The 18,257-nt window shown below is 65.7% G+C and carries 18 protein-coding genes; 9 read left to right on the plus strand and 9 right to left on the minus strand.

Annotated features, from left to right (window positions below; translation table 11 throughout):
- Positions 1-11: 11 nt before the first annotated feature.
- Positions 12-302 (plus strand): 4a-hydroxytetrahydrobiopterin dehydratase, encoded by a 291-nt coding sequence (locus EGT50_RS08660; RefSeq protein WP_127953016.1) that lies wholly within the window; start codon positions 12-14, stop codon positions 300-302.
- Here the strand turns inward: EGT50_RS08660 and EGT50_RS08665 are convergent.
- Positions 244-1,527 (minus strand): mannosyltransferase, encoded by a 1,284-nt coding sequence (locus EGT50_RS08665; protein ID WP_408014620.1) that lies wholly within the window; start codon positions 1,525-1,527, stop codon positions 244-246. The genes EGT50_RS08660 and EGT50_RS08665 overlap by 59 nt on opposite strands.
- A gap of 359 nt (positions 1,528-1,886) precedes the next feature.
- On the opposite strand from EGT50_RS08665, the gene EGT50_RS08670 reads away from it, so the two are divergent.
- The 3 genes from EGT50_RS08670 (at position 1,887) to EGT50_RS08680 (ending at position 3,637) form a co-directional block, all read left to right on the plus strand.
- Entirely contained in the window at positions 1,887-2,615 is a 729-nt protein-coding gene (locus EGT50_RS08670) for an Rv1157c family protein (RefSeq protein ID WP_127953913.1), read from the plus strand.
- Between the two features lie 101 nt (positions 2,616-2,716).
- The gene (locus tag EGT50_RS08675) at positions 2,717-3,055 is read left to right on the plus strand and encodes a hypothetical protein (RefSeq protein WP_127953019.1); all 339 of its coding nucleotides are present in this window, start codon (positions 2,717-2,719) and stop codon (positions 3,053-3,055) included.
- Between the two features lie 342 nt (positions 3,056-3,397).
- The gene (locus EGT50_RS08680) at positions 3,398-3,637 is read left to right on the plus strand and encodes a maltose regulon activator MalT (RefSeq protein WP_127953022.1); all 240 of its coding nucleotides are present in this window, start codon (positions 3,398-3,400) and stop codon (positions 3,635-3,637) included.
- A gap of 181 nt (positions 3,638-3,818) precedes the next feature.
- Here EGT50_RS08680 and EGT50_RS08685 read toward each other — a convergent pair whose 3' ends face one another.
- The 3 genes from EGT50_RS08685 to EGT50_RS08695 form a co-directional block, all read right to left on the minus strand.
- Complete coding sequence (locus EGT50_RS08685) at positions 3,819-4,175, minus strand: hypothetical protein (protein WP_127953025.1); 357 nt, start codon at positions 4,173-4,175, stop codon at positions 3,819-3,821.
- A 91-nt stretch (positions 4,176-4,266) separates the two neighbouring features.
- A complete protein-coding gene (locus EGT50_RS08690; protein WP_127953029.1) occupies positions 4,267-5,001 on the minus strand; it encodes a DUF1906 domain-containing protein in 735 nt (244 codons plus the stop codon).
- A gap of 150 nt (positions 5,002-5,151) precedes the next feature.
- Positions 5,152-6,123, minus strand: a complete 972-nt coding sequence (locus EGT50_RS08695) for a restriction endonuclease (protein WP_127953032.1) — start codon at positions 6,121-6,123, stop codon at positions 5,152-5,154.
- A 220-nt stretch (positions 6,124-6,343) separates the two neighbouring features.
- Here EGT50_RS08695 and EGT50_RS08700 point away from each other — a divergent pair, with 220 nt between their 5' ends.
- From EGT50_RS08700 to EGT50_RS08715, 4 genes are all read left to right on the plus strand, one after another.
- Entirely contained in the window at positions 6,344-7,813 is a 1,470-nt protein-coding gene (locus EGT50_RS08700; RefSeq protein WP_127953035.1) for an FAD-dependent oxidoreductase, read from the plus strand.
- A 339-nt stretch (positions 7,814-8,152) separates the two neighbouring features.
- Positions 8,153-9,853: an oxalyl-CoA decarboxylase gene (gene oxc, locus EGT50_RS08705; protein ID WP_127953038.1), complete on the plus strand. Its 1,701-nt coding sequence runs from the start codon at positions 8,153-8,155 to the stop codon at positions 9,851-9,853.
- Positions 9,850-11,034, plus strand: a complete 1,185-nt coding sequence (locus tag EGT50_RS08710) for a CaiB/BaiF CoA transferase family protein (RefSeq protein WP_127953041.1) — start codon at positions 9,850-9,852, stop codon at positions 11,032-11,034. Before oxc ends, EGT50_RS08710 begins: the two co-directional genes overlap by 4 nt.
- A gap of 77 nt (positions 11,035-11,111) precedes the next feature.
- On the plus strand, positions 11,112-12,032 hold the full coding sequence (locus tag EGT50_RS08715; protein WP_206615785.1) for a bifunctional helix-turn-helix transcriptional regulator/GNAT family N-acetyltransferase: 921 nt from the start codon (positions 11,112-11,114) through the stop codon (positions 12,030-12,032).
- 7 nt (positions 12,033-12,039) lie between these two features.
- On the opposite strand, the gene EGT50_RS08720 is transcribed toward EGT50_RS08715, so the two are convergent.
- Positions 12,040-12,801 carry a CPBP family intramembrane glutamic endopeptidase gene (locus EGT50_RS08720; protein WP_127953044.1) on the minus strand — a complete coding sequence of 254 codons (762 nt, stop codon included), beginning with the start codon at positions 12,799-12,801 and terminating at the stop codon, positions 12,040-12,042.
- Positions 12,802-13,340: 539 nt separating this feature from the next.
- On the opposite strand from EGT50_RS08720, the gene EGT50_RS08725 reads away from it, so the two are divergent.
- Positions 13,341-15,038, plus strand: coding sequence for a fumarate hydratase (locus tag EGT50_RS08725; protein WP_127953047.1), 1,698 nt, complete (start codon positions 13,341-13,343; stop codon positions 15,036-15,038).
- 71 nt (positions 15,039-15,109) lie between these two features.
- Here EGT50_RS08725 and EGT50_RS08730 read toward each other — a convergent pair whose 3' ends face one another.
- The 4 genes from EGT50_RS08730 to EGT50_RS17390 form a co-directional block, all read right to left on the minus strand.
- Positions 15,110-15,712 (minus strand): methyltransferase family protein, encoded by a 603-nt coding sequence (locus tag EGT50_RS08730; protein WP_127953049.1) that lies wholly within the window; start codon positions 15,710-15,712, stop codon positions 15,110-15,112.
- 101 nt (positions 15,713-15,813) lie between these two features.
- Positions 15,814-16,383 (minus strand): mismatch-specific DNA-glycosylase, encoded by a 570-nt coding sequence (locus tag EGT50_RS08735; protein WP_127953052.1) that lies wholly within the window; start codon positions 16,381-16,383, stop codon positions 15,814-15,816.
- Positions 16,384-16,776: 393 nt separating this feature from the next.
- Positions 16,777-17,973, minus strand: a complete 1,197-nt coding sequence (locus EGT50_RS08740) for an RtcB family protein (RefSeq protein ID WP_127953055.1) — start codon at positions 17,971-17,973, stop codon at positions 16,777-16,779.
- Between the two features lie 21 nt (positions 17,974-17,994).
- Positions 17,995-18,246 (minus strand): FBP domain-containing protein, encoded by a 252-nt coding sequence (locus EGT50_RS17390; RefSeq protein WP_127953058.1) that lies wholly within the window; start codon positions 18,244-18,246, stop codon positions 17,995-17,997.
- Positions 18,247-18,257: the final 11 nt, after the last annotated feature.

Genomic DNA, 18,257 nt, shown 5'->3' on the forward strand with positions numbered 1-18,257 from the left:
CATCATGAGGTATGGCCGAGCTGCTGTCCGACACCGACATCGAAACGGCACTCACGGGTCTGCCGGACTGGCGCCGCGACGGCGCCACTCTGGTCCGGACCGTCGAATCATCGAGCTTCCCGGCCGCGATAGCACTGGTCGACCGGGTCGCGGAAGCCGCGGAGTCAATGAATCACCACCCGGACATGGATATCCGCTGGCGCAGAGTGACCTACACGTTGTCGACGCATTCCGCCGGTGGCATCACGAAATCGGATCTGGAGTTGGCTCGCCGGATCGACGAGCTGGCTGCGTCGGCGTGACGCGGTGCCGGCGACCGGCGTAGGCGACCCAAGCGAAGACGACGAAAGCACCGACGACGTTGACCGCTGCGGCCCACGCGAGCGCGCCCGGGCGTGAAATCGAGTCATCCTCGAACTGCTGGAGAACCCACGGCACGCCGACAACGGTGACCACGAGCCAGCTCGCCGCGACGATACGGGTGCCGAGCTGCCGTCCATATGGTCCGTGCACGAGCCAGATCAGCATAGGGAGCACCCACACCCAGTGGTGCACCCAGGAGATCGGTGATACCAGCAGCCCGAAGAGTTGCACGAGCACCAGGGTGCCCAGCCGGTCCTCGCGGTCGAGTGCACGCCACGCCAGGAAGCCCAGCGCGAAGGCGGCCACGACAGCCGCGATCCATATCGCCCCAGTACCGACGTCATGACCGACGAGGCGACTGAGCGCACCGCGCAGCGACTGGTTCCACGCCGATCCGACGGGTCCGATCCGGTCGGCATCGCCGAACTTGGAAGTGAAGTAGTCGCGAGCCTCGTCGTCGATCACGAGGTAGCTCACGCCGACGGTGCCAGCGAACGCCACGCCCGAGAAGATCGCCGTGCGCCAGCGTCGTTGCGCGAGGAAGTACAGCCCGGTGACCGCTGGTGTGAGCTTGACCCCGGCAAGGACGCCGACGATCCCGCCGGACACCCACCACCTGGTGCTGCGGACCGCGAGCATCGCCCCGAGCACCAGGAACACGTTGACCTGGCCATAGTCGAGCGTCGTCCGCACCGGCTCGCTCCACACGCCGAGCGCGGTCCACAGCATCGCGACATGCCGCCAGCGGGGTTCACGTGCGGATTCGCCCATCAGCAGTTCGAGGCTGATTCGGATCACCCAGTACAGCGCCACGACGGTACCCACCAGCCAGCCGAGGCCGACCACCCCGAACGGCAGGTAGTGCAGTGGCAGGAACACCAAGGCCGCGAACGGCGGATAGGTGAACGGGAGCGGGAAGTCGGGCGTGTCCACCGAGTACGTGAACGCGTACAGGTCACCGTGAAGCAGGGCGGCCGATCCGTCGACGTAGACGTGGAGATCGACGAAATTGGTGCCGTTGGGCGTGAGGATCGTCCACAACAGCCTGGCCAACACCGACAAGGCAAGTATCAGCGGCGCCCACCGGAGGAGCCGGTGGAACGCCATGTGCGCCCGGTCGGCGCGTGAAAGCAGTGGCACTGGCTGGCGTTCTCCCGTGGACATGTGGCTGGACGCACCCAGTGCGGCACAGCGGCGGGAAGGACCAGGTGTCGTGTCAGCCTAACCCGACCCGAACAACCGCTCGAAATTCTCGCCTCATCCGTAACAGTTGCATCAAGGATCATATTTTCCCCATACGTAACGGGATATGGTCACCAGGCGATGGCAGTCACGTCACAGGTTGCATAGACTCCTCGCGACGCTGGTCACTATCGAACCGACGTATGAGTCTGTACACACCGGGGGTCGATCCCTAAAGTGACCGGCGACCGAGTAGGACGCAAAGCCCGCTCTGTGGGCCGATGCTGCACCGCAGTTGTCTGAACGACAAGGATGGGGAAACCGTGATTCGTAACCGAGGAATGCGACGAGCGATTACTGCCTGTGCAGTTGCGGCCGCCGCGGCACTCGCTGTCCCGGCCAACGCGACCGCGCAGCCCACACCCCCCGAGGGCGTCTCGATCGACACGCTGGCAACCCTCGCCCCCGCGATCGTGGGCCTCGTGGCCGACGCGCCGGATCTCAACGACGTCGATGCCCGAGCTGACCTGCTGGCCCAGGCCCGCGAGCTTCTGGAGGGCGCGAACCTGCCGCCGGAGCTGGAGTCCACTCTCGAGAGCATCATCACCTTCCTCGACGGAAGTGGCGGTGGCGGACCGGAGATACCCCAGAACGGCCCTGTGATCGCACAGTTCCTCTACCCGACCATCGGCCAGGGTTGCATCGCTCCGTCGGGCGACTCGGTCGGTACCGCGCTCGCGGTCCCTGGGCCGGCGCAGCTGCCTCCGCCCGGGCCGGGCGCAGGTCAGGCCGGCTTCGTCTTCACGGCGCTCGGCACGGAGCGGGCCGCTGAGAATCAGGGCATGACGGTGACGTGGATCAACATCGACAACGGGCGAAGCGCGACGCAGGACCTCACTACGGAGGCGCGAATCAATCCGGACGGCCCCGCCACGCTCTCGGCGATCGCCGATACCGGTCCGGGCCGTGTCCTCGCCACCATCTCGGGTTCGCTGACCACCGAACCTGAGGGTTCGGAGCCGATCACGTGCAGTTTCCTGCCGACTGTCGGAATGTTCACGGTCGCATAGAACACACGTTTGCCGCGAAGGTCCCGCCGACTATTCGGCGGGACCTTTGCTTTCACCGCTGTCTGCTGTTGTGGACCCATCGGTTCGTGGTAAACCGAGGAATGACCGACAACACGCAGTCGATCCGTTCCTGGAAGTCGCGGCGGTCGATCTTGTCGATTCGTTCGGAGGGCTCGATCCTGTCGATAGGAAGCGTCGGCTCGATCCTGTCGATCGGCAGTATCGGCTCGATCCTGTCGATCGGGTCCATCGGGTCGGCCGCGTCGGCACTGTCGTCGCTGTCGTTTGCAAGTGTCGGATCAGCGATGTCGGGCCTGTCGAGGTGGTCGCTGATGTCCTGGCGCGCGGTGGGACACTCCCCTGAGCAACGTCCGACTCTTGTGGTCGTACCCGACGAACCGGACCTCACCGTGTCGACCACACGACACGTGCAGTCCTAGCCCTCGCAATCTCGCAGGGCAGTCCTGGGTAGTTGTCCCTCCTCGCGCTACGAAGTCTGGCCCTACGGAGTCTGGGGAGTCTGCGTCTGCTGGGCGCCGGCCGAAGAGCTGCCTTCCGAGGAGCCCATGTAGAGGTTTGCAGCGATCGCGTACAGCAGGTTGATGAGAATTTCCACGAGACCCTCCACGTCGTAGTGGTTTTCGGACTGTTTCCACTATCCGAACCGGTTCGCCGGCCGGACCCACACTGCATATCGCAGGAGCATCTCGGCCCGTTTCACCCTCTCACGGGTGCGGTAGCGTTGGGGTGGCATCGTGAAGTCACTCCAAGGAGTCACGGCCATGAGCAAAGAGAAGTGGTGGGTGCTGGGATCCGACTCCGGTTGGTCTCTCGAAGAGCGTCCGAACGGCGATCACGTCGTCATCAGCCAGTCCACGGCTGAGGAACACGTGCTCGCCGGGTACCAATGGATGCACGTCAAACACGACGACGAGGAGACCGGAACCCCCGCTCACGCCCTCAAGGTACTGGGCGAGGGGCCACCGCCGTTCGGGAAGTGGACGGAGTTTCACGGAACGTGAAAGTCAACCGAATCCGGCGAAACGGCGTTCCCGCTCTTTGAGTGAGATTGTCACGAGCGTTCGCCCGCGCGGGGATGACTCGCCCGAGCCGTGAGGACCCCGAGCCGGGAGGGCCTCAGCCCCGAATACCGATGGACGCCCTCGTTGCGGAGGGCGCCCATCCGGTTGGGTAGACGAAGAGTCAGGTCCAGAGCACTGCGATCAGTGTGTTCACGATTGCCAGGCCGCCAACGACATGGGCCAGGTTCGGGTTGCCCTCGCCCCGCTTCTGCCGCGCACGGCCGATCTCGGCGACCGCGACGACGGCCAAGGCGATCAACAGCTTGACGCCGATCTTGGCGTTGTCGTAGTCCTTGTCCAGCGAGGCGATGGACTCCCCCATGCCGACGATCACCAAACCGGACAACAACTGGATTCGCGCGCCCCAGACCATCACCTCACTGATCCGGGGAGCATTCAGAACCGACAGGTAGCCACCGACGATCGCAGCCATGCCCAGCAAATGAACGGCCACGAAGATGTTGTAGAGGACAGACATGGCCTTACCTTAGCTTTGGGCATCTGTTGGACCGACACGCCGACCGGGAACCCGGTCATGGACCGGACATGCAGCGGTTACGACAGAAGGGCTACGACAGGAAGTACGGGTTGCGAGTCGACCACTGCCCGTACTCGGGCTTGAGGATCCAATTGCGGTCGACGCCGATCCCCTCAATCTTCCGCTTGTCGATCTCGAACTGGTGCAGGTGCGCGGCAGGATGCACGTAGCCTGCCGGCGTTCCCCAGTCGTGCTGCCAGAACCACTCGCCCAGGCCCGCGCGCAGACAGCGATCGATGGTCGGCGAGTTCGCATAGACACCGACATTCGAATGCCCCATCACGCTCCTCCAGCCACGCAGATACGGAGCGATCAGGTTGTCGAACTCCCATCCGGACGGATTGTCGTCGATGGATGCGTAGATCGGGCAGTTCTCGGGTCCCCCCGCGGCACGATGCAGCTCGAGGCCGCGGTTTGCATGGCGCACACCGGCGTCGTAGCCGCCGCGCCAGTCCGCTGTTTCTCCCTTGCCGAACTGGTAGCAGGAAACGATCTGGAGCCCGAAGGCTGCCATCGCCGCCGCCTCGCCGAGCTGCATCGGCTTGCCGAGCATCCATTCTGCGCCGGGACGCCGGTCGGAGACATATCGGATGGCACCGACATGTCCAGCCAAGAGAATGCCGAACGGGGACGGCACCCCCGCCGAGTAGTCGACCAGCGTCGCCGGTCCTGCGCTTGCGATCGTCGGGCCCGCGGCTGCGGACAGGCCGGCAGCTGCGGAACCGGCCGCCACGATCTTGAACAGCCCTCGCCTGGAAACCCGCATCGCAACCTCGCATGACCGGGGGACATCCGGCAGTGCCGTCACCGGGAGCCCGCGGGCCCAGTCCGCCCTGCCGCTGTTGGATTCGAGGCCTATTTCACCACAGCCACTCGGGTCCCGTCAGTCACATCGGTGACTCCATGACCGAAGTCGTCAGTCGGACTCGAGGCCGGCGAAGAAGTCGGTCTGCACCGCGACGTCCTCGACCACGCGCGTCGTCGTCCGCACGCCGAGAGCATGCTCCTTGAGAAGGTCGCACAGCCGGTCACCGTCGATGAGGTCGACCGGTGGCGCGCCATCGCGACTGGACTCGGCCCGCGCCTCGCTCGTGAAGGTTCCCGTCGTGATCAGCAGGCCCTTCTCGCCGCGGCCGGCCATCGCGCCGCGCAAGTCGCGCACGGCGCCGACGCCGACGCTGCCACTGGCCCGCTTGCACTGGAAGGCAACGGGAAAGCTCAACAACGAGATCTGGCACATGCCGATGCCGTCGACGCCACCGTCGACCCCGCGAGCGGTGATGGTCGCGCTCGAGAAGCCTGCCTCACGCAACAGACGCTGGATGAGTCGCTCGAAGGCTGTCGACGACATCCGCAGGATCTCCTCGAGCAGTACGGCCCTCCACTCGATCGTGTCGTCGGATTCGCCGTACACCGTGTCCGATTCCGCCTCCGCGGACGAATCCGACGGCGGAAGATCCTGTTCGTCGGGAGCGCTGGCCTTGCGGTTGAGACGTTGCCGTCGCTTGTCGGCAGTGAACGCCGCGAGCAGCGGACGGATGTCGCTCTCGGTCACCTCGCGTCCACGTTTGGTCACACTCCACACCGCTCGACGACTGTTGGCGAGTAGACCCATTCCCTTGAGATACGTACGCGCCCAGGCCAATCGGTACTCGACCTCTGTCCCCGGCCCGGAGCCGTGGAGAATCCCCTGCACCTCGGGTGACCAGCCCTCACGTTCCACGACCGCGCCGTCGAGTTCGTTGTTGGACGCCGATCCACCGAGCGCGATGAGCGCCTGCAGTGTGGGCCACAGCAAATCGGTATACGGGGGGAGCTGGGCGATCAGATCCGCCTGACCGGCGACGTCCCCACCCTGTCGCTCCTGCACCTGCACACCCGCTCCCATCCCACCGTCGGTCGGTGGCCGTTCGACACCGGATTCTCAGCCGACCTGGATGTTATCGGCTGGTCCGTGCGGCATCGAATCTGGTGGCACCGGAATGCGACCAGGCAACTCCGCGTACTCGACCAGAGAGTCCGACGATTCGGGCGCGCCGACCGGCTGTAGCGGCGATACTGGAACAGGAACACGTTCTACTTAGTCGCATGCCGAAAGGACCAGCTCCATGGCCGAGGCCACCTCCGTTCGTCCCCTGTCCGCCGAGACCATCGACACGTGGAACTACGAGGCCGATGTCGTGATCGCCGGCTACGGCGTCGCCGGCGCGAGCGCCGCGGTTGAGGCCGCCCGCGCCGGCGCCGAGGTCCTGGTTCTCGAGCGGGCCGGCGGCTGGGGTGGCGCGGCCTCCCTGGCCGGTGGGTTCATCTACCTGGGTGGCGGAACCGCGCTGCAGAAGGCCCTCGGCTTCGAGGACACACCCGAGAACATGAAGACTTTCATGATGGCGGCCCTCGGCCCGGGCGCCGACGAAGAAAAGATCACCGACTACTGCGAAGGCAGCGTCGACCACTACAACTGGCTGGTCGAATGTGGCGTGCCCTTCAAGGAGAGCTTCTATGGCCAGCCCGGCTGGGAGACCCCTTTCGACGATGGCTTGATGTACTCCGGCGGCGAGAACTCGGCCCCGTTCAGCACGATCGCCACTCCCGCTCCGCGTGGGCACATCCCGCAGATGGCCGACAAGAAGGTCGGCGAGAAGGGCGGCGGCTACATGCTGATGAAGCCCCTCGTCGATACGGCGACCGCACTGGGCGTGCAGGCGCAGTACGACATGCGTGTGCAGACGCTGATCACCGACGCATCCGGGCGCGTCGTGGGCGTGCAGGCAAAGCAGTACGGCAAGGATGTCTTCGTGCGAGCCCGCAAAGGCGTGGTGCTGGCCACCGGCAGCTTCGCGTACAACAAAGAGATGGTCGAGGCGTTCGCGCCGCGGCTGATCGGACGTCCCGCTGCGGCGATCGAGGAGCACGACGGCCGTGCGATCCGCATGGCCCAGGCCCTCGGCGCCGACCTCGCCCACATGGACGCCACCGAGGTCGCGTTCTTCGGTGATCCACAGATGATGGTCCGCGGCATCCTGGTCAACGGACGTGGCCAGCGGTACGTCAACGAGGACACCTACCCGGGCCGCATCGGCCAGCTCACGCTGCTGCAGAACGACAATCAGGCCTACCTGATCATCGACGAGGAGGCCTACGAGGAGGCGAACACCACCCCGACGGCGACGCCCTTCTTCCGGTTCCAGCCCACGTGGGTCGCCGAGACCGTCGAAGAACTCGAGTCGGAGATGGGCCTGCCGGAGGGGACGCTGCAGGCCACCGTCGAGGTCTACAACAAGCACGCGGCCACCGGGCAGGACCCGGTGCTCGGCAAGAAGCCCGAGTGGGTGAAGCCGATCGGCTCGCCCGTGGCCGCGCTCGACCTGCGCAACTTCACCGCCGGCTTCACGCTCGGCGGCCTGCGCACCAACACCGACTCCGAGGTCCTGCACGTCTCGGGCGACCCGATTCCCGGCCTGTTCGCGGCCGGCCGCTGCACCTCGGGCGTGTGTGCGTGGGGCTACGCCAGCGGCACGTCCCTCGGCGACGGCAGTTTCTTCGGTCGTCGCGCGGGTATCAGCGCCGCGAGAGGTTGATTCCGAGGAGATGTGCGGGTACGCCCGGTCGGTCGGGCCGGGCTGACCCCGTCACCGTGGATCAGCATCACCGCAGTCCGCACCAGTTCGCGATCCCCTCCGCCGAGCGCCGGACACCTAGGTCCGATCGCACGACGGAGGAGCCCTCGAGAAGACTGACCGCGATCTCCGCCAACGTGTCTCGCTGCTTCTTCGATCGCACAGAGAGCCGACATCCGGGCATGTCCGACGTTTCGGTCCGGCCTGGCCTCACGGGCTGACCGGCACCGCCGCGCGGGGGGATACTCGTGGAAGACCGCCGCCCTCGGGGCGGAGTTCAGCCGTTTCGGGGATGCACTCATGACCGAGCCCGAGTCCGAGTCCGAGTCCGAGTCCGTCGAGGGGAACACCCTCGTCGTCGATGCGCTCACCGCCAACGGCGTCTCGACGATCTACGGGGTCGTCGGAATCCCGGTCACCGATCTCGCCCGGACCGCGCAGGACCGGGGCGTGCGCTACCTGGGCTTCCGCAACGAGCAGGCCGCCGGTCATGCGGCCGCGGCCGCGGGCTATCTCACCGGGCGCCCCGGCATCTGCCTGACGGTGTCGGCGCCAGGCTTTCTCAACGGTCTGGTGGCGCTCGCGAACGCGACCGTCAACTGCTTCCCAATGATCCAGATCAGCGGATCGAGTGACCGCGCGATCGTCGACCTCGAGCAGGGCGACTACGAGGAACTCGACCAGGTGGCCACGGCACGCCCGTTCACGAAGGCCGCATACCGCGTCGACTCCCCCGAGCTGATCGGCGTGGGGGTGGGCCGGGCGATCCGCGCCGCTGTCTCCGGTCGGCCCGGCGGCGTGTACCTCGATCTGCCGGCCAACGTCCTGAGCGCGTCTGCTGTACGCACGCCGCCGCCACAGATTGTCGATCCTTCCCCGCGCCAGATTCCGGCACCCGAATCGGTCGACCGGGCGGTTGCCTTGCTCGAGCAGGCACGACGCCCGCTGATCGTTCTCGGGAAGGGAGCGGCGTACGCGCGCGCCGACGCCGTGATACGCGAGCTCGTCGAGGCAACGGGTGCGCCGTTCCTGCCGATGTCGATGGCGAAAGGGCTTCTGCCCGACGACCATCCCCAGTCGGCGGCGGCCGCACGATCGCTGGTGTTGGCTCGCGCCGACGTCGTGGTCCTGATCGGTGCGCGCCTGAACTGGCTGCTCGACCACGGGCGACCACCGCGGTGGTCGGCGGATGCGCGTTTCATCCAACTCGACATCTTCGCAACCGAGTTCGACAGCAACCGCCCGATCGAGGCACCGGTACTCGGGGACATCGCTTCGTCCGTTGCCGCACTGCTCGCGGCGATCCGCCGGAGCCGTATCGCCCCGGTGCCCGAGTGGCGGGAGCAGATCGAGGCAAGCAAGCGAGCGAACATCAAGAGAATGGACGCGCAGCTGCACGCGGACGTGCACCCGATGGACTTCGCGGTCGCGCTGCGCGCGATCCGAGACGTCCTCGACGACCACCGTGACGCGATCGTCGTCAGCGAGGGCGCGAACACCCTCGACAGCGCGCGCAACATCATTCCGATCTACGCACCCCGGCATCGGCTCGACGCGGGGACCTGGGGCGTGATGGGCGTCGGCCTCGGGTACGCGATCGCCGCAGCCGTGGAGACGGGCGAGCCCGTCGTCGCGATCGAGGGAGACAGCGCGTTCGGCTTCAGCGGCATGGAGATCGAGACGATCTGCAGGTACAAACTGCCGGTCGTCGTGATCGTGTTCAACAACGGCGGGGTCTATCGCGGCGACGAGGTCAACGCCCACTCCGACGACCCGGCACCGACGGTGCTGCTGCACTCGAGTCGGTACGACACGTTGATCGAGGCTTTCGGTGGCATCGGATACCACGCCGAGACGCCGGCCCAGGTGGCGGCGGCGCTCCGGTCGGCACTCACCACCGCGGCCCCGGCGCTGATCGACTGCGTGATCGACCCGGCCGTCGGCACCGAAAGCGGCCATCTGCAGATGCTGAATCGACCGGCCCGCGAGGAGGAACCATGACGGAACGCGATCCCGGTGGATACCTCGATCCCACCAAACCGCAAGCACTCGAGGGAATTACGGTCGTCGACTTCACCCGGGTGCTCGCCGGACCGACCTGCACCCGAATGCTCGCCGACGCGGGCGCCCGGGTCATCAAGATCGAACGACCGGGCGTCGGTGACGACACCCGTCAGATGGGCCCGTTCGCCGACGACGGCAGCTCCGAGTACTACAGGCTGGCGAATGTCGGCAAGGAGAGCATCGCGGTGGACCTGAAGGATCCGGACGACATGGCACTGGTGCGGTCGATGATCAAGCACGCCGACGTGGTGGTCGAGAACTTCCGCCCGGGAGTGATGGCCGGGCTCGGCCTTGCGCCTGATGACCTCGTCGCGCAGCATCCCCGGCTGATCGTGTGCTCGATCTCCGGGTTCGGCCAGTACGGCCCGATGCATGAGGAACCGGCCTACGACACGGTTGTCCAAGCGCTGGCGGGAATCATGGACGCCACCGGTTGGCCGGATGATCGCCCGACGAGGGTCGGCACGTCGATCTCGGACATCGCCGGCGGGGTCATGGGCTACTGCGGCATCGTCACCGCCCTCGTCGCGAGGGAACGTACCGGCCGCGGAACGACGGTCGACATCGCGATGCTCGACAGCACCTTTGTCTTGATGCAACAGTGCCTGATGGACGTTCTCGGGCGCCGTGTCCGCCCAACGCGCCTGGGTAACCGGCACCCGTTCATGTATCCGTTCGACACTTTCGAATGCAGCGATCGACCGATCGCGATCGCCGTCGGCAACGACCGTCTGTTCGAAACCTTGTGCAATGCAATGGGCCTGACACACCTACCGGCCGACGCACGGTTCGCCACCAACGTCGACCGGTGTGCCAACCATGTCGAACTGAAGACAGCGATGGAGAAGGTGCTGCGCACCGACACCTGCGAACGCTGGCGCGGCCGCCTGGTCGATGCGGGCGTGCCGGTCGGAATGGTCCTCAACATCGAGGACACCTGCAAACTCGACCAGATCGCGGTACGCGGCATGATCAAGAACGTTGGCGGGTTCGACGTTACGGGAACACCGCTCAAGTTCGGCACGTGGGATTCGGTCGGCGCGACGATTCCATCTCCGGACCTGGACGACTGCGGGGAGCTGCTCCGGCGGGAGTTCGCACCCCGCCCCGATGCGTGACACCGGTGGACGAAGTCGCGACACATTTCCATAACTCTTGTTTGACAGCTGCAATCGCCGAGTCGACAGTGGCGGATATGGCACCGATCGACCCGCTGGTTTCGGAAGTCCGAGAATTCAACCGCTTCTACACGCGGGCTGTAGGGCTGGAGCCACTCGCACCGGAAAGCTCTCCGTTCAGCCTCACCGAAGCATGTGTTCTGGACGAACTCGCAAGTCACGGCAGCGTGCCGGTAGCCGACCTCAGCCGTGAGCTGGGACAGGATGCTGGATCCCTCGGCAAAGTGCTCTCCCAGTTCGCCGACGCCGGACTCGTCGGCAGCGAGGCGCCGGTCACCGAAAGTCTTGGCCAACGCGTCTTCCTGACGCAGCACGGTCGTGATGCCTTCACGGAGCTCGACACTGCGCGGGATCGCGCAACCGATGCCTTGTTGTCCTCCCTCGGACGGACACAGCGCCGGGAACTCGTCGAGGCGATGGCGCGGATCCGCCGTGCGCTGGGCAAGCAGGTCCGGTCTGCGGATCTCGTACTCCGTGCGCCGGATCCTGGCGATCTGGGCTGGGTCATCGAGCAGCACGGTTCCATCTACGCCCGCGAGTACCAGTGGGACGCAACGCTGGAGGTGACCGTGACCAAGATCGTCGCCGACTTCGCTGAGCGCAACGGCAGTCGCGAAGCGGCGTGGATCGCCGAGCTGGACGGCGAACGGATCGGCTGCGTGTTCTGCGTCGCGACCGATCAGGCAGCCACCGCTCAGCTGCGCCTACTGTTCGTCGACCCGTCGGCCCGCAATATGGGGGTGGGCACTCGGTTGGTGGACGAGAGCCTACGTTTCGCCAAGCAATCCGACTACAACCGGATCATGTTGTGGACCATCGAGGTACTTACTGCCGCGCGACGGATCTACGCGAAGTCTGGATTCCGAATCGACCACCGAGAGCCCGAATACCACTTCGGACAGGACCTCGTCAGCGAGTACTGGTCGCGGGCCCTCTGACCTCGGGTCACCCCAGCGACGCGTGCCAGACGAGTGCGGCGGCGAGCGCACCGGCGCCGTTGAGTGACCAGTGCAGCGCGATCGGCGCCAGCAGGCTCCCACTGCGGCGGCGAAGCCACGTGAAGACGAAACCGGCGACTGCGGTCGCGGCGACGGCACCAGCGATGCCGAGCGCCTGCCCGAGCGGTCCTCCGCCCAGGATCTCCGTCAGGCCACGGTTGCCCGTTGTAAGACCCATCGACGACACGATGTGCCACAGGCCGAAGAGCAGCGAGCCTGCCGCGAACACGCCACGGACGCCGGAGACGCGCGACAAAGTCCCGTGTAGTACGCCCCGGAAGGCGAGTTCCTCAGGGATCACCGTCTGGAGCGGGATGACGATCATCGACGCGACGAGCGCACCGGAGATGGTGGCGTAGCGATCGGCCATGAAGAACGGGCGCGTGATGGGGAGGGCGATGCCGATCCCGATGACGGCAAGCACGAGGCCTATGGATGCCAGGGAGTAGAGCGTGCCCTTGCGCCAGTGCCGTGGGGACAGCCCCAACTCCGACCAAGCGAGTCCTCGACGACGGCTCAACATGACGAGGGTGGCGGCGGCGATGGGGACCGTCGCGATGCTCGCCCAGACGGTCGTGAAGTGCGCGATCAGGTTGGTCGCAACCAGCACAACCACCACCACGGCCACGTCCAGCCAAGCGTGCCACACGCGAATCCGGTGAATACCCGTCGAGGATCCGGCTCCCGCGGTCTGAGTGGCAAGGATCATGCGCTGAGCAGCTCCAGTTCTCTGCGATCCACCCGGTACCGAGAGAACCACTGATCGTAACCTGTCCGTTATTTCCAGCGAGCGTACGCCTGCCCAACGAGGGACGTGCGGTGAGCTTGCACACACACGCGGCGACAACCGACGAGACAACCGACGACTTCAGCGTGCCACGGGAACGTCACCGAATCAGTCACTCCTCGCCCCCACTTGGAACGCAATTGATTGACGAGCATCCCGAAGAAGCTGCCCCGAATTCAGCAGTACCCGTTGTTGGTTCGACGATTCACCGCCGCACCTCAACCCCCGGAACAAACTGTCGTCGTGACGCTCCGGCGGACAGGGGTGCCCGGAGCCGCGACGCGCCCGGTCGATAACGTGAGTGGGTGCACAGACTCGCAGGTTGCGTGCGACGGCTCTAGTCGTGGCTGCAGTGGCCGGAGATGCGCACCCGCCGACGGATCCTCACTCAGGGTAAATGACCTGGCAACGCAGCGATTCGACGACCCACGGGCGCCGCCCAACCGCACTAGGGAGAGATGATGGCCGAATTCCTCTATGAGGACCTGCTGCCGATCGGTGAAGACCCCACCGAGTACCGACTGCTCACCACGGAGGGGGTGTCCGCCGTCGAAGGGCCCGACGGACGCACCTTCCTGAAGGTCGAACCCGAGGCCATGCGCCTGCTCACCGAGACGGCGCTCCACGACATCTCCCACTATCTGCGCACCGACCACCTCGAGCAGGTCGCGAGCATCCTCGACGATCCCGAGGCCTCCGACAACGACAAGTTCGTCGCGCTGGACCTGTTGAAGAACGCGAACATCGCCGCGGCCGGCGTGCTGCCGATGTGCCAGGACACCGGCACCGCCATCGTGATGGGCAAGCGCGGACAGCAGGTGCTCACCCCGGGCGACGACGAGGAGTCGATCGCTCGCGGCGTGTACGACGCGTACACCAGGCTGAACCTGCGCTACTCACAGAACGCTCCCCTCACCATGTGGGAGGAGAAGAACACCGGCAACAACCTGCCTGCGCAGATCGAGCTGTACGCGGACACTGCGAAGGGCCACGAGAACTCCTACAAGTTCCTGTTCATGGCCAAGGGCGGAGGATCGGCCAACAAGTCGTACCTGTACCAGGAGACCAAGGCCATCCTGAACCCGGATTCGATGATGCAGTTCCTCGAGGCGAAGATTCGTTCGCTCGGTACCGCGGCCTGCCCGCCGTACCACCTGGCGATCGTCGTCGGCGGCACCTCCGCGGAGTTCGCGCTCAAGACCGCGAAGTACGCGTCGGCGCACTACCTGGACGAGCTGCCCACCGAGGGCGCGATCACCGGCCGAGGCTTCCGCGACCTCGAGCTGGAGAAGCAGGTCTTCGAACTCACCCAGAAGATCGGCATCGGTGCACAGTTCGGTGGCAAGTACTTCTGCCACGACGTGCGTGTTATCCGTCTCCCCCGTCACGGTGCATCGCTGCCTGTCGCGATCGCCGTCTCGTGCTCTGCAGACCGCCAGGCCAAGGCGAAGATCACGCCCGAGGGCGTCTTCCTCGAGCAGTTGGAGTTCAACCCCGGTCGGTTCCTGCCGGAGGTCACAGATGCCCAGCTCGACTCGGAGACCGACGGCGTCTCGGGCACCGGCAAGGGCGCCGCCGTCAAGGTCGACCTCACCAAGCCGATGCCGGAAATCCTGGCCGAGCTGTCCAAGCACCCGGTCAAGACCCGCCTGTCACTGACCGGCCCGCTGGTTGTCGCCCGCGATATCGCGCACGCGAAGATCAAGGAGCGCTTGGACGCCGGCGAGGACATGCCGGCGTACCTGAAGAACCACCCTGTCTACTACGCCGGCCCGGCCAAGACCCCGGACGGGATGGCGTCGGGCTCGTTCGGCCCCACCACAGCCGGCCGCATGGACTCGTACGTCGAGCAGTTCCAGGCCGCCGGCGGGTCGATGATCATGCTGGCCAAGGGAAACCGCTCCAAGCAGGTGACCGACGCGTGCGCCACGCACGGCGGCTTCTATCTCGGTTCCATCGGTGGCCCAGCGGCTCGTCTGGCCTTGGACTGCATCAAGAAGGTCGAGGTCATCGAGTACCCCGAGCTCGGCATGGAGGCAGTCTGGAAGATCGAGGTCGAGGACTTCCCGGCGTTCATCGTCGTCGACGACAAGGGCAACGACTTCTTCGCTCACACCGGCGAGGTCACCTTGACTGTCGGCAAACGCCCCGGCTTGTGAGCTGACGCGCGCATCTCCCCGAAACTCGAAGGCCCGGTAGAGCATTCACTCCGCCGGGCCTTCGGCTTGGTTCACAGCACGAACGGAACGAGCCGCTTCGTCCGGCGCATGTACTGGCGGTACGGCTCGCCCAACCCGTCCACGAGCACCCGCTCCTCGTATGAGATGCGGACGACGTAGGCGGCCGCGAGCGCGAGCACGGTCAGCGGCGAAAGCCAATTCGTATATGCGACAGTGAACCCAAGCGCGCACACCAATGCGCCCGTGTACGACGGGTGCCGAATATGACTGTAGAGACCGGTGTCGACGACCCGCTGCCCCGGCACCGTCTGTACCCAGAACGTGAACGACGCCCCCAGTTCGTGGACCGCTCTGAGCCGCAACGCCTGTCCCACGAAAGCCATGGCCAGACCACCCCAGAAATACCACCAAGCGTCGTCGGTGATCACAGTCTTCGAGGACAGGACGGCCACCGCCCCGCCGCCCAGATAGACGGTCACGAGCCCGAGCCCGACGGCGACGCTCGTCCGCAAGTCCCGAGTCGAGCCGGCACTCCTATGAGTGCACCCGATCCGGAACTCGAGGAGCAGCACTGCCAGAAACGCCGCGACGAGCATCACCGCCGCAACCGAGTCGGTCGCGAACAAAGGCATCGCCGATGCGGCGTCACCCACCAGCCATCACCTCGACCTTGCGCACCTGTGTGGCTTCCTCCATGTTCCGAGTGTGTCCCGGCGTCGAAGCGCACACGGCAGGAATGGGCTATGTCGTGTCCTCAGTCCGATACCACGCCAGCCTCGACCGCGGCCGCGCGGTACGCCTCGGCGAGCGAGTCGACGGTGTCGTGGGCGTTGAGGCCGCTCGGGTTGGGAACCACCCACAACTCAGCACCCTCGAACTCCTCAGGCTGGCGTCCCTTCGAGGCCTTTCGAGCTCCGAACGCCGCCCGATAGGCGGTGATACCGGCTACCGCGACGACGCGGGGGCGCAGCTCCGCAACCAGGACACGCAGCCTCGCGCCACCTGCGCGGAGCTCGGCGGGCGTCAGCTCGTCGGCCCGAGCAGTCGCGCGCGGGACGAGATTCGTGATGCCGACGCCACGGGACACCAGCAGACCCCGGTCCGCGGCCGACATTCCGGCGGTGGGGTCGATCGGCCGGTCGATGATCCCGGCGCGCTGTAGGGCCGGATAGAAGCGGTTCCCGGGACGCGCGAAGTGCGCACCGGTCGCGGCCGTCCACAATCCGGGGTTGACGCCGACGAACAACAGCCGGCAGTCCGGACCGATCAGGTCCGGAACCTCCGCGTCCCGGAATGACTCGAGTTCGGCACGGCTGAATCCCATGTGACCAGCGAACCGCACCGGTCGCGCACCGATCAAACCCGTCAGTGCCCGTTCAAGAGGACGAGCCCCTCACCTCGCTGGCACGTCGATGTGAGCCGCTCCCGAACATTTGGATGAATGTCCAAATTCCACCGTCAAGTCCCTTCTGTCCATCCACTGTGTGCGCTATATTTCGATCGCGTAACGTTCGGCCGGCCCCGCCCGTGAAAGGTCACGATGAACCTCAACCTTGACTCGCTGTCCCCCTTGCTGCTCGCTGTGCTGTTCGGACCCAGGGTTGTCGACACCTTCCTGGACTTCGGCAGCACGTTCGAATTCAGCTGAGCCCCAAGGCTCGGTCACGACCGAACGCCCCGGGACCCGGCCCGGGGTGTTCTCGTCTTTCTGCAGCCCTTAAGTACCCTTGACGTTGACAATCTGTCGTAGTTCGTGGCGGACCTCCACGAGATCCCCGGCGTCGTCCATCACGACATCGATGTCCTTGTACGCGTCCGGAATCTCGTCGACCCACGCGGCTCCGTGGCGGTATTCGATCCCCCGCATCCGCTCGGCCAGGTCGCCGACCGTGAAGCGCCGACGTGCCTCCGAGCGAGAAAACCGGCGTCCGGCCCCATGCGGAGCCGAGCACAGTCCCGACTTGCTGCCCTTGCCGACCACGACGTACGAGCGCGTTCCCATAGATCCGGGGATCACCGCCGCGACACCCTCGTGAGCGTCGACGGCACCCTTTCGGGTGAGCCAGACCGTCTCTCCGTAGTGCTCCTCCTGCTCGGTGTAGTTGTGGTGGCAGTTGATCCTCTCCGCTTCCCGGACCGGCGCGCCGATCCACTCACCGAACACCGCAGCGAAGCGGTCCATCATCTCGGCCCTATTGAGGTAGGCGAAGCGCTGCGCCCACCGCAACTCCCGGATGTAGTCCCCGAACTCAGGTGTGTCCTCCGCGAGGTAGGCGAGATCCCGGTTCGGCAACTTGATATGCCACCTGCGGCACCGATCCTGTGCGATCTTGATGTGCTTCTGTGCGATCTTGTTCCCGACTCCCCGGCTGCCGGAATGGAGGAACAACCACACGCGGTCCTGCTCGTCCAAACACAACTCGATGAAGTGGTTCCCGCCGCCGAGGGAGCCCAACTGCTGGCGCCAGCGCGGGGAGTGTGACAGATCGACGCCTTCCGCCGACGCCCGGTCCTCCAGCTCGGCGATCTTGTTCTTTGCGAACCACTCTCCGAGGGACGTGGCAGCGTTGTAGTGGCCGGGAGACAAGGGGATCGCGGCCTCGATCCTCGTGCGCAGCGTGTGGAGTGCCCGACCGGCGTTCCGAGCGCGCTCGACGTCGCCAGCGTCGAACTGGGTTCGGGTAGCGATCATTCCGCATCCGATGTCGACCCCGACGGCAGCGGGTATCACCGCGCCGCGGGTGGGGATCACCGTTCCAACAGCCGCTCCCTTTCCCAGGTGCGCATCCGGCATCAGCGCCACGTGGGGGTAGACGAACGACATGGAGGCGGTCTCAGATGCCTGCGCCAGGGTGCCGCCGTCGATCTCGCTCGCCCAGCTCAACAGCTTGCGGCCGGTCCTGGTGGGTGTCACTGTCCTCTCCGATCGGTGTGCTTACTTCAGGTGTACAACCGCGCGACGCAGGCATTCAAGTCGTGCCGAACCCGCTCGACCTTCAGCCCTGGCGACACCGTTTCTCGGTACGGACCCCCCAGGGGGCATGTTCTTGCCGGACGCCGAAAGCGAACACGCGAGGGTCGTACACATGTAGGTACCCACCCAGTCGCCTGCCCCGCCTGCCCGTTCGGACTCCCCTACCCTGCTCGCAGTCAACGCGACCGTACGCCCGGTTACAGCGTCACACAACGTGTTTTAGG

This window comes from Rhodococcus xishaensis, assembly GCF_004011825.1.
In the GTDB taxonomy this organism is placed as follows: Bacteria; Actinomycetota; Actinomycetes; order Mycobacteriales; family Mycobacteriaceae; genus Prescottella; species Prescottella xishaensis.

What these genes read in the sequence shown, in the direction of transcription:
- EGT50_RS08725 (WP_127953047.1), top strand. Translation starts at nt 13,341, where the DNA reads ATGGCCGAATTCCTCTATGAGGACCTGCTGCCGATCGGTGAAGACCCC.
- EGT50_RS08675 (WP_127953019.1), top strand. Translation starts at nt 2,717, where the DNA reads ATGACCGACAACACGCAGTCGATCCGTTCCTGGAAGTCGCGGCGGTCG.
- EGT50_RS08665 (WP_408014620.1), bottom strand. Translation starts at nt 1,527, where the DNA reads ATGTCCACGGGAGAACGCCAGCCAGTGCCACTGCTTTCACGCGCCGAC.
- EGT50_RS08660 (WP_127953016.1), top strand. Translation starts at nt 12, where the DNA reads ATGGCCGAGCTGCTGTCCGACACCGACATCGAAACGGCACTCACGGGT.
- oxc (WP_127953038.1), top strand. Translation starts at nt 8,153, where the DNA reads ATGACCGAGCCCGAGTCCGAGTCCGAGTCCGAGTCCGTCGAGGGGAAC.
- EGT50_RS08685 (WP_127953025.1), bottom strand. Translation starts at nt 4,175, where the DNA reads ATGTCTGTCCTCTACAACATCTTCGTGGCCGTTCATTTGCTGGGCATG.
- EGT50_RS08715 (WP_206615785.1), top strand. Translation starts at nt 11,112, where the DNA reads ATGGCACCGATCGACCCGCTGGTTTCGGAAGTCCGAGAATTCAACCGC.
- EGT50_RS08735 (WP_127953052.1), bottom strand. Translation starts at nt 16,383, where the DNA reads ATGGGATTCAGCCGTGCCGAACTCGAGTCATTCCGGGACGCGGAGGTT.
- EGT50_RS08690 (WP_127953029.1), bottom strand. Translation starts at nt 5,001, where the DNA reads ATGCGGGTTTCCAGGCGAGGGCTGTTCAAGATCGTGGCGGCCGGTTCC.
- EGT50_RS08680 (WP_127953022.1), top strand. Translation starts at nt 3,398, where the DNA reads ATGAGCAAAGAGAAGTGGTGGGTGCTGGGATCCGACTCCGGTTGGTCT.
- EGT50_RS08700 (WP_127953035.1), top strand. Translation starts at nt 6,344, where the DNA reads ATGGCCGAGGCCACCTCCGTTCGTCCCCTGTCCGCCGAGACCATCGAC.
- EGT50_RS08670 (WP_127953913.1), top strand. Translation starts at nt 1,887, where the DNA reads ATGCGACGAGCGATTACTGCCTGTGCAGTTGCGGCCGCCGCGGCACTC.
- EGT50_RS08695 (WP_127953032.1), bottom strand. Translation starts at nt 6,123, where the DNA reads ATGGGAGCGGGTGTGCAGGTGCAGGAGCGACAGGGTGGGGACGTCGCC.
- EGT50_RS08710 (WP_127953041.1), top strand. Translation starts at nt 9,850, where the DNA reads ATGACGGAACGCGATCCCGGTGGATACCTCGATCCCACCAAACCGCAA.
- EGT50_RS08720 (WP_127953044.1), bottom strand. Translation starts at nt 12,801, where the DNA reads ATGATCCTTGCCACTCAGACCGCGGGAGCCGGATCCTCGACGGGTATT.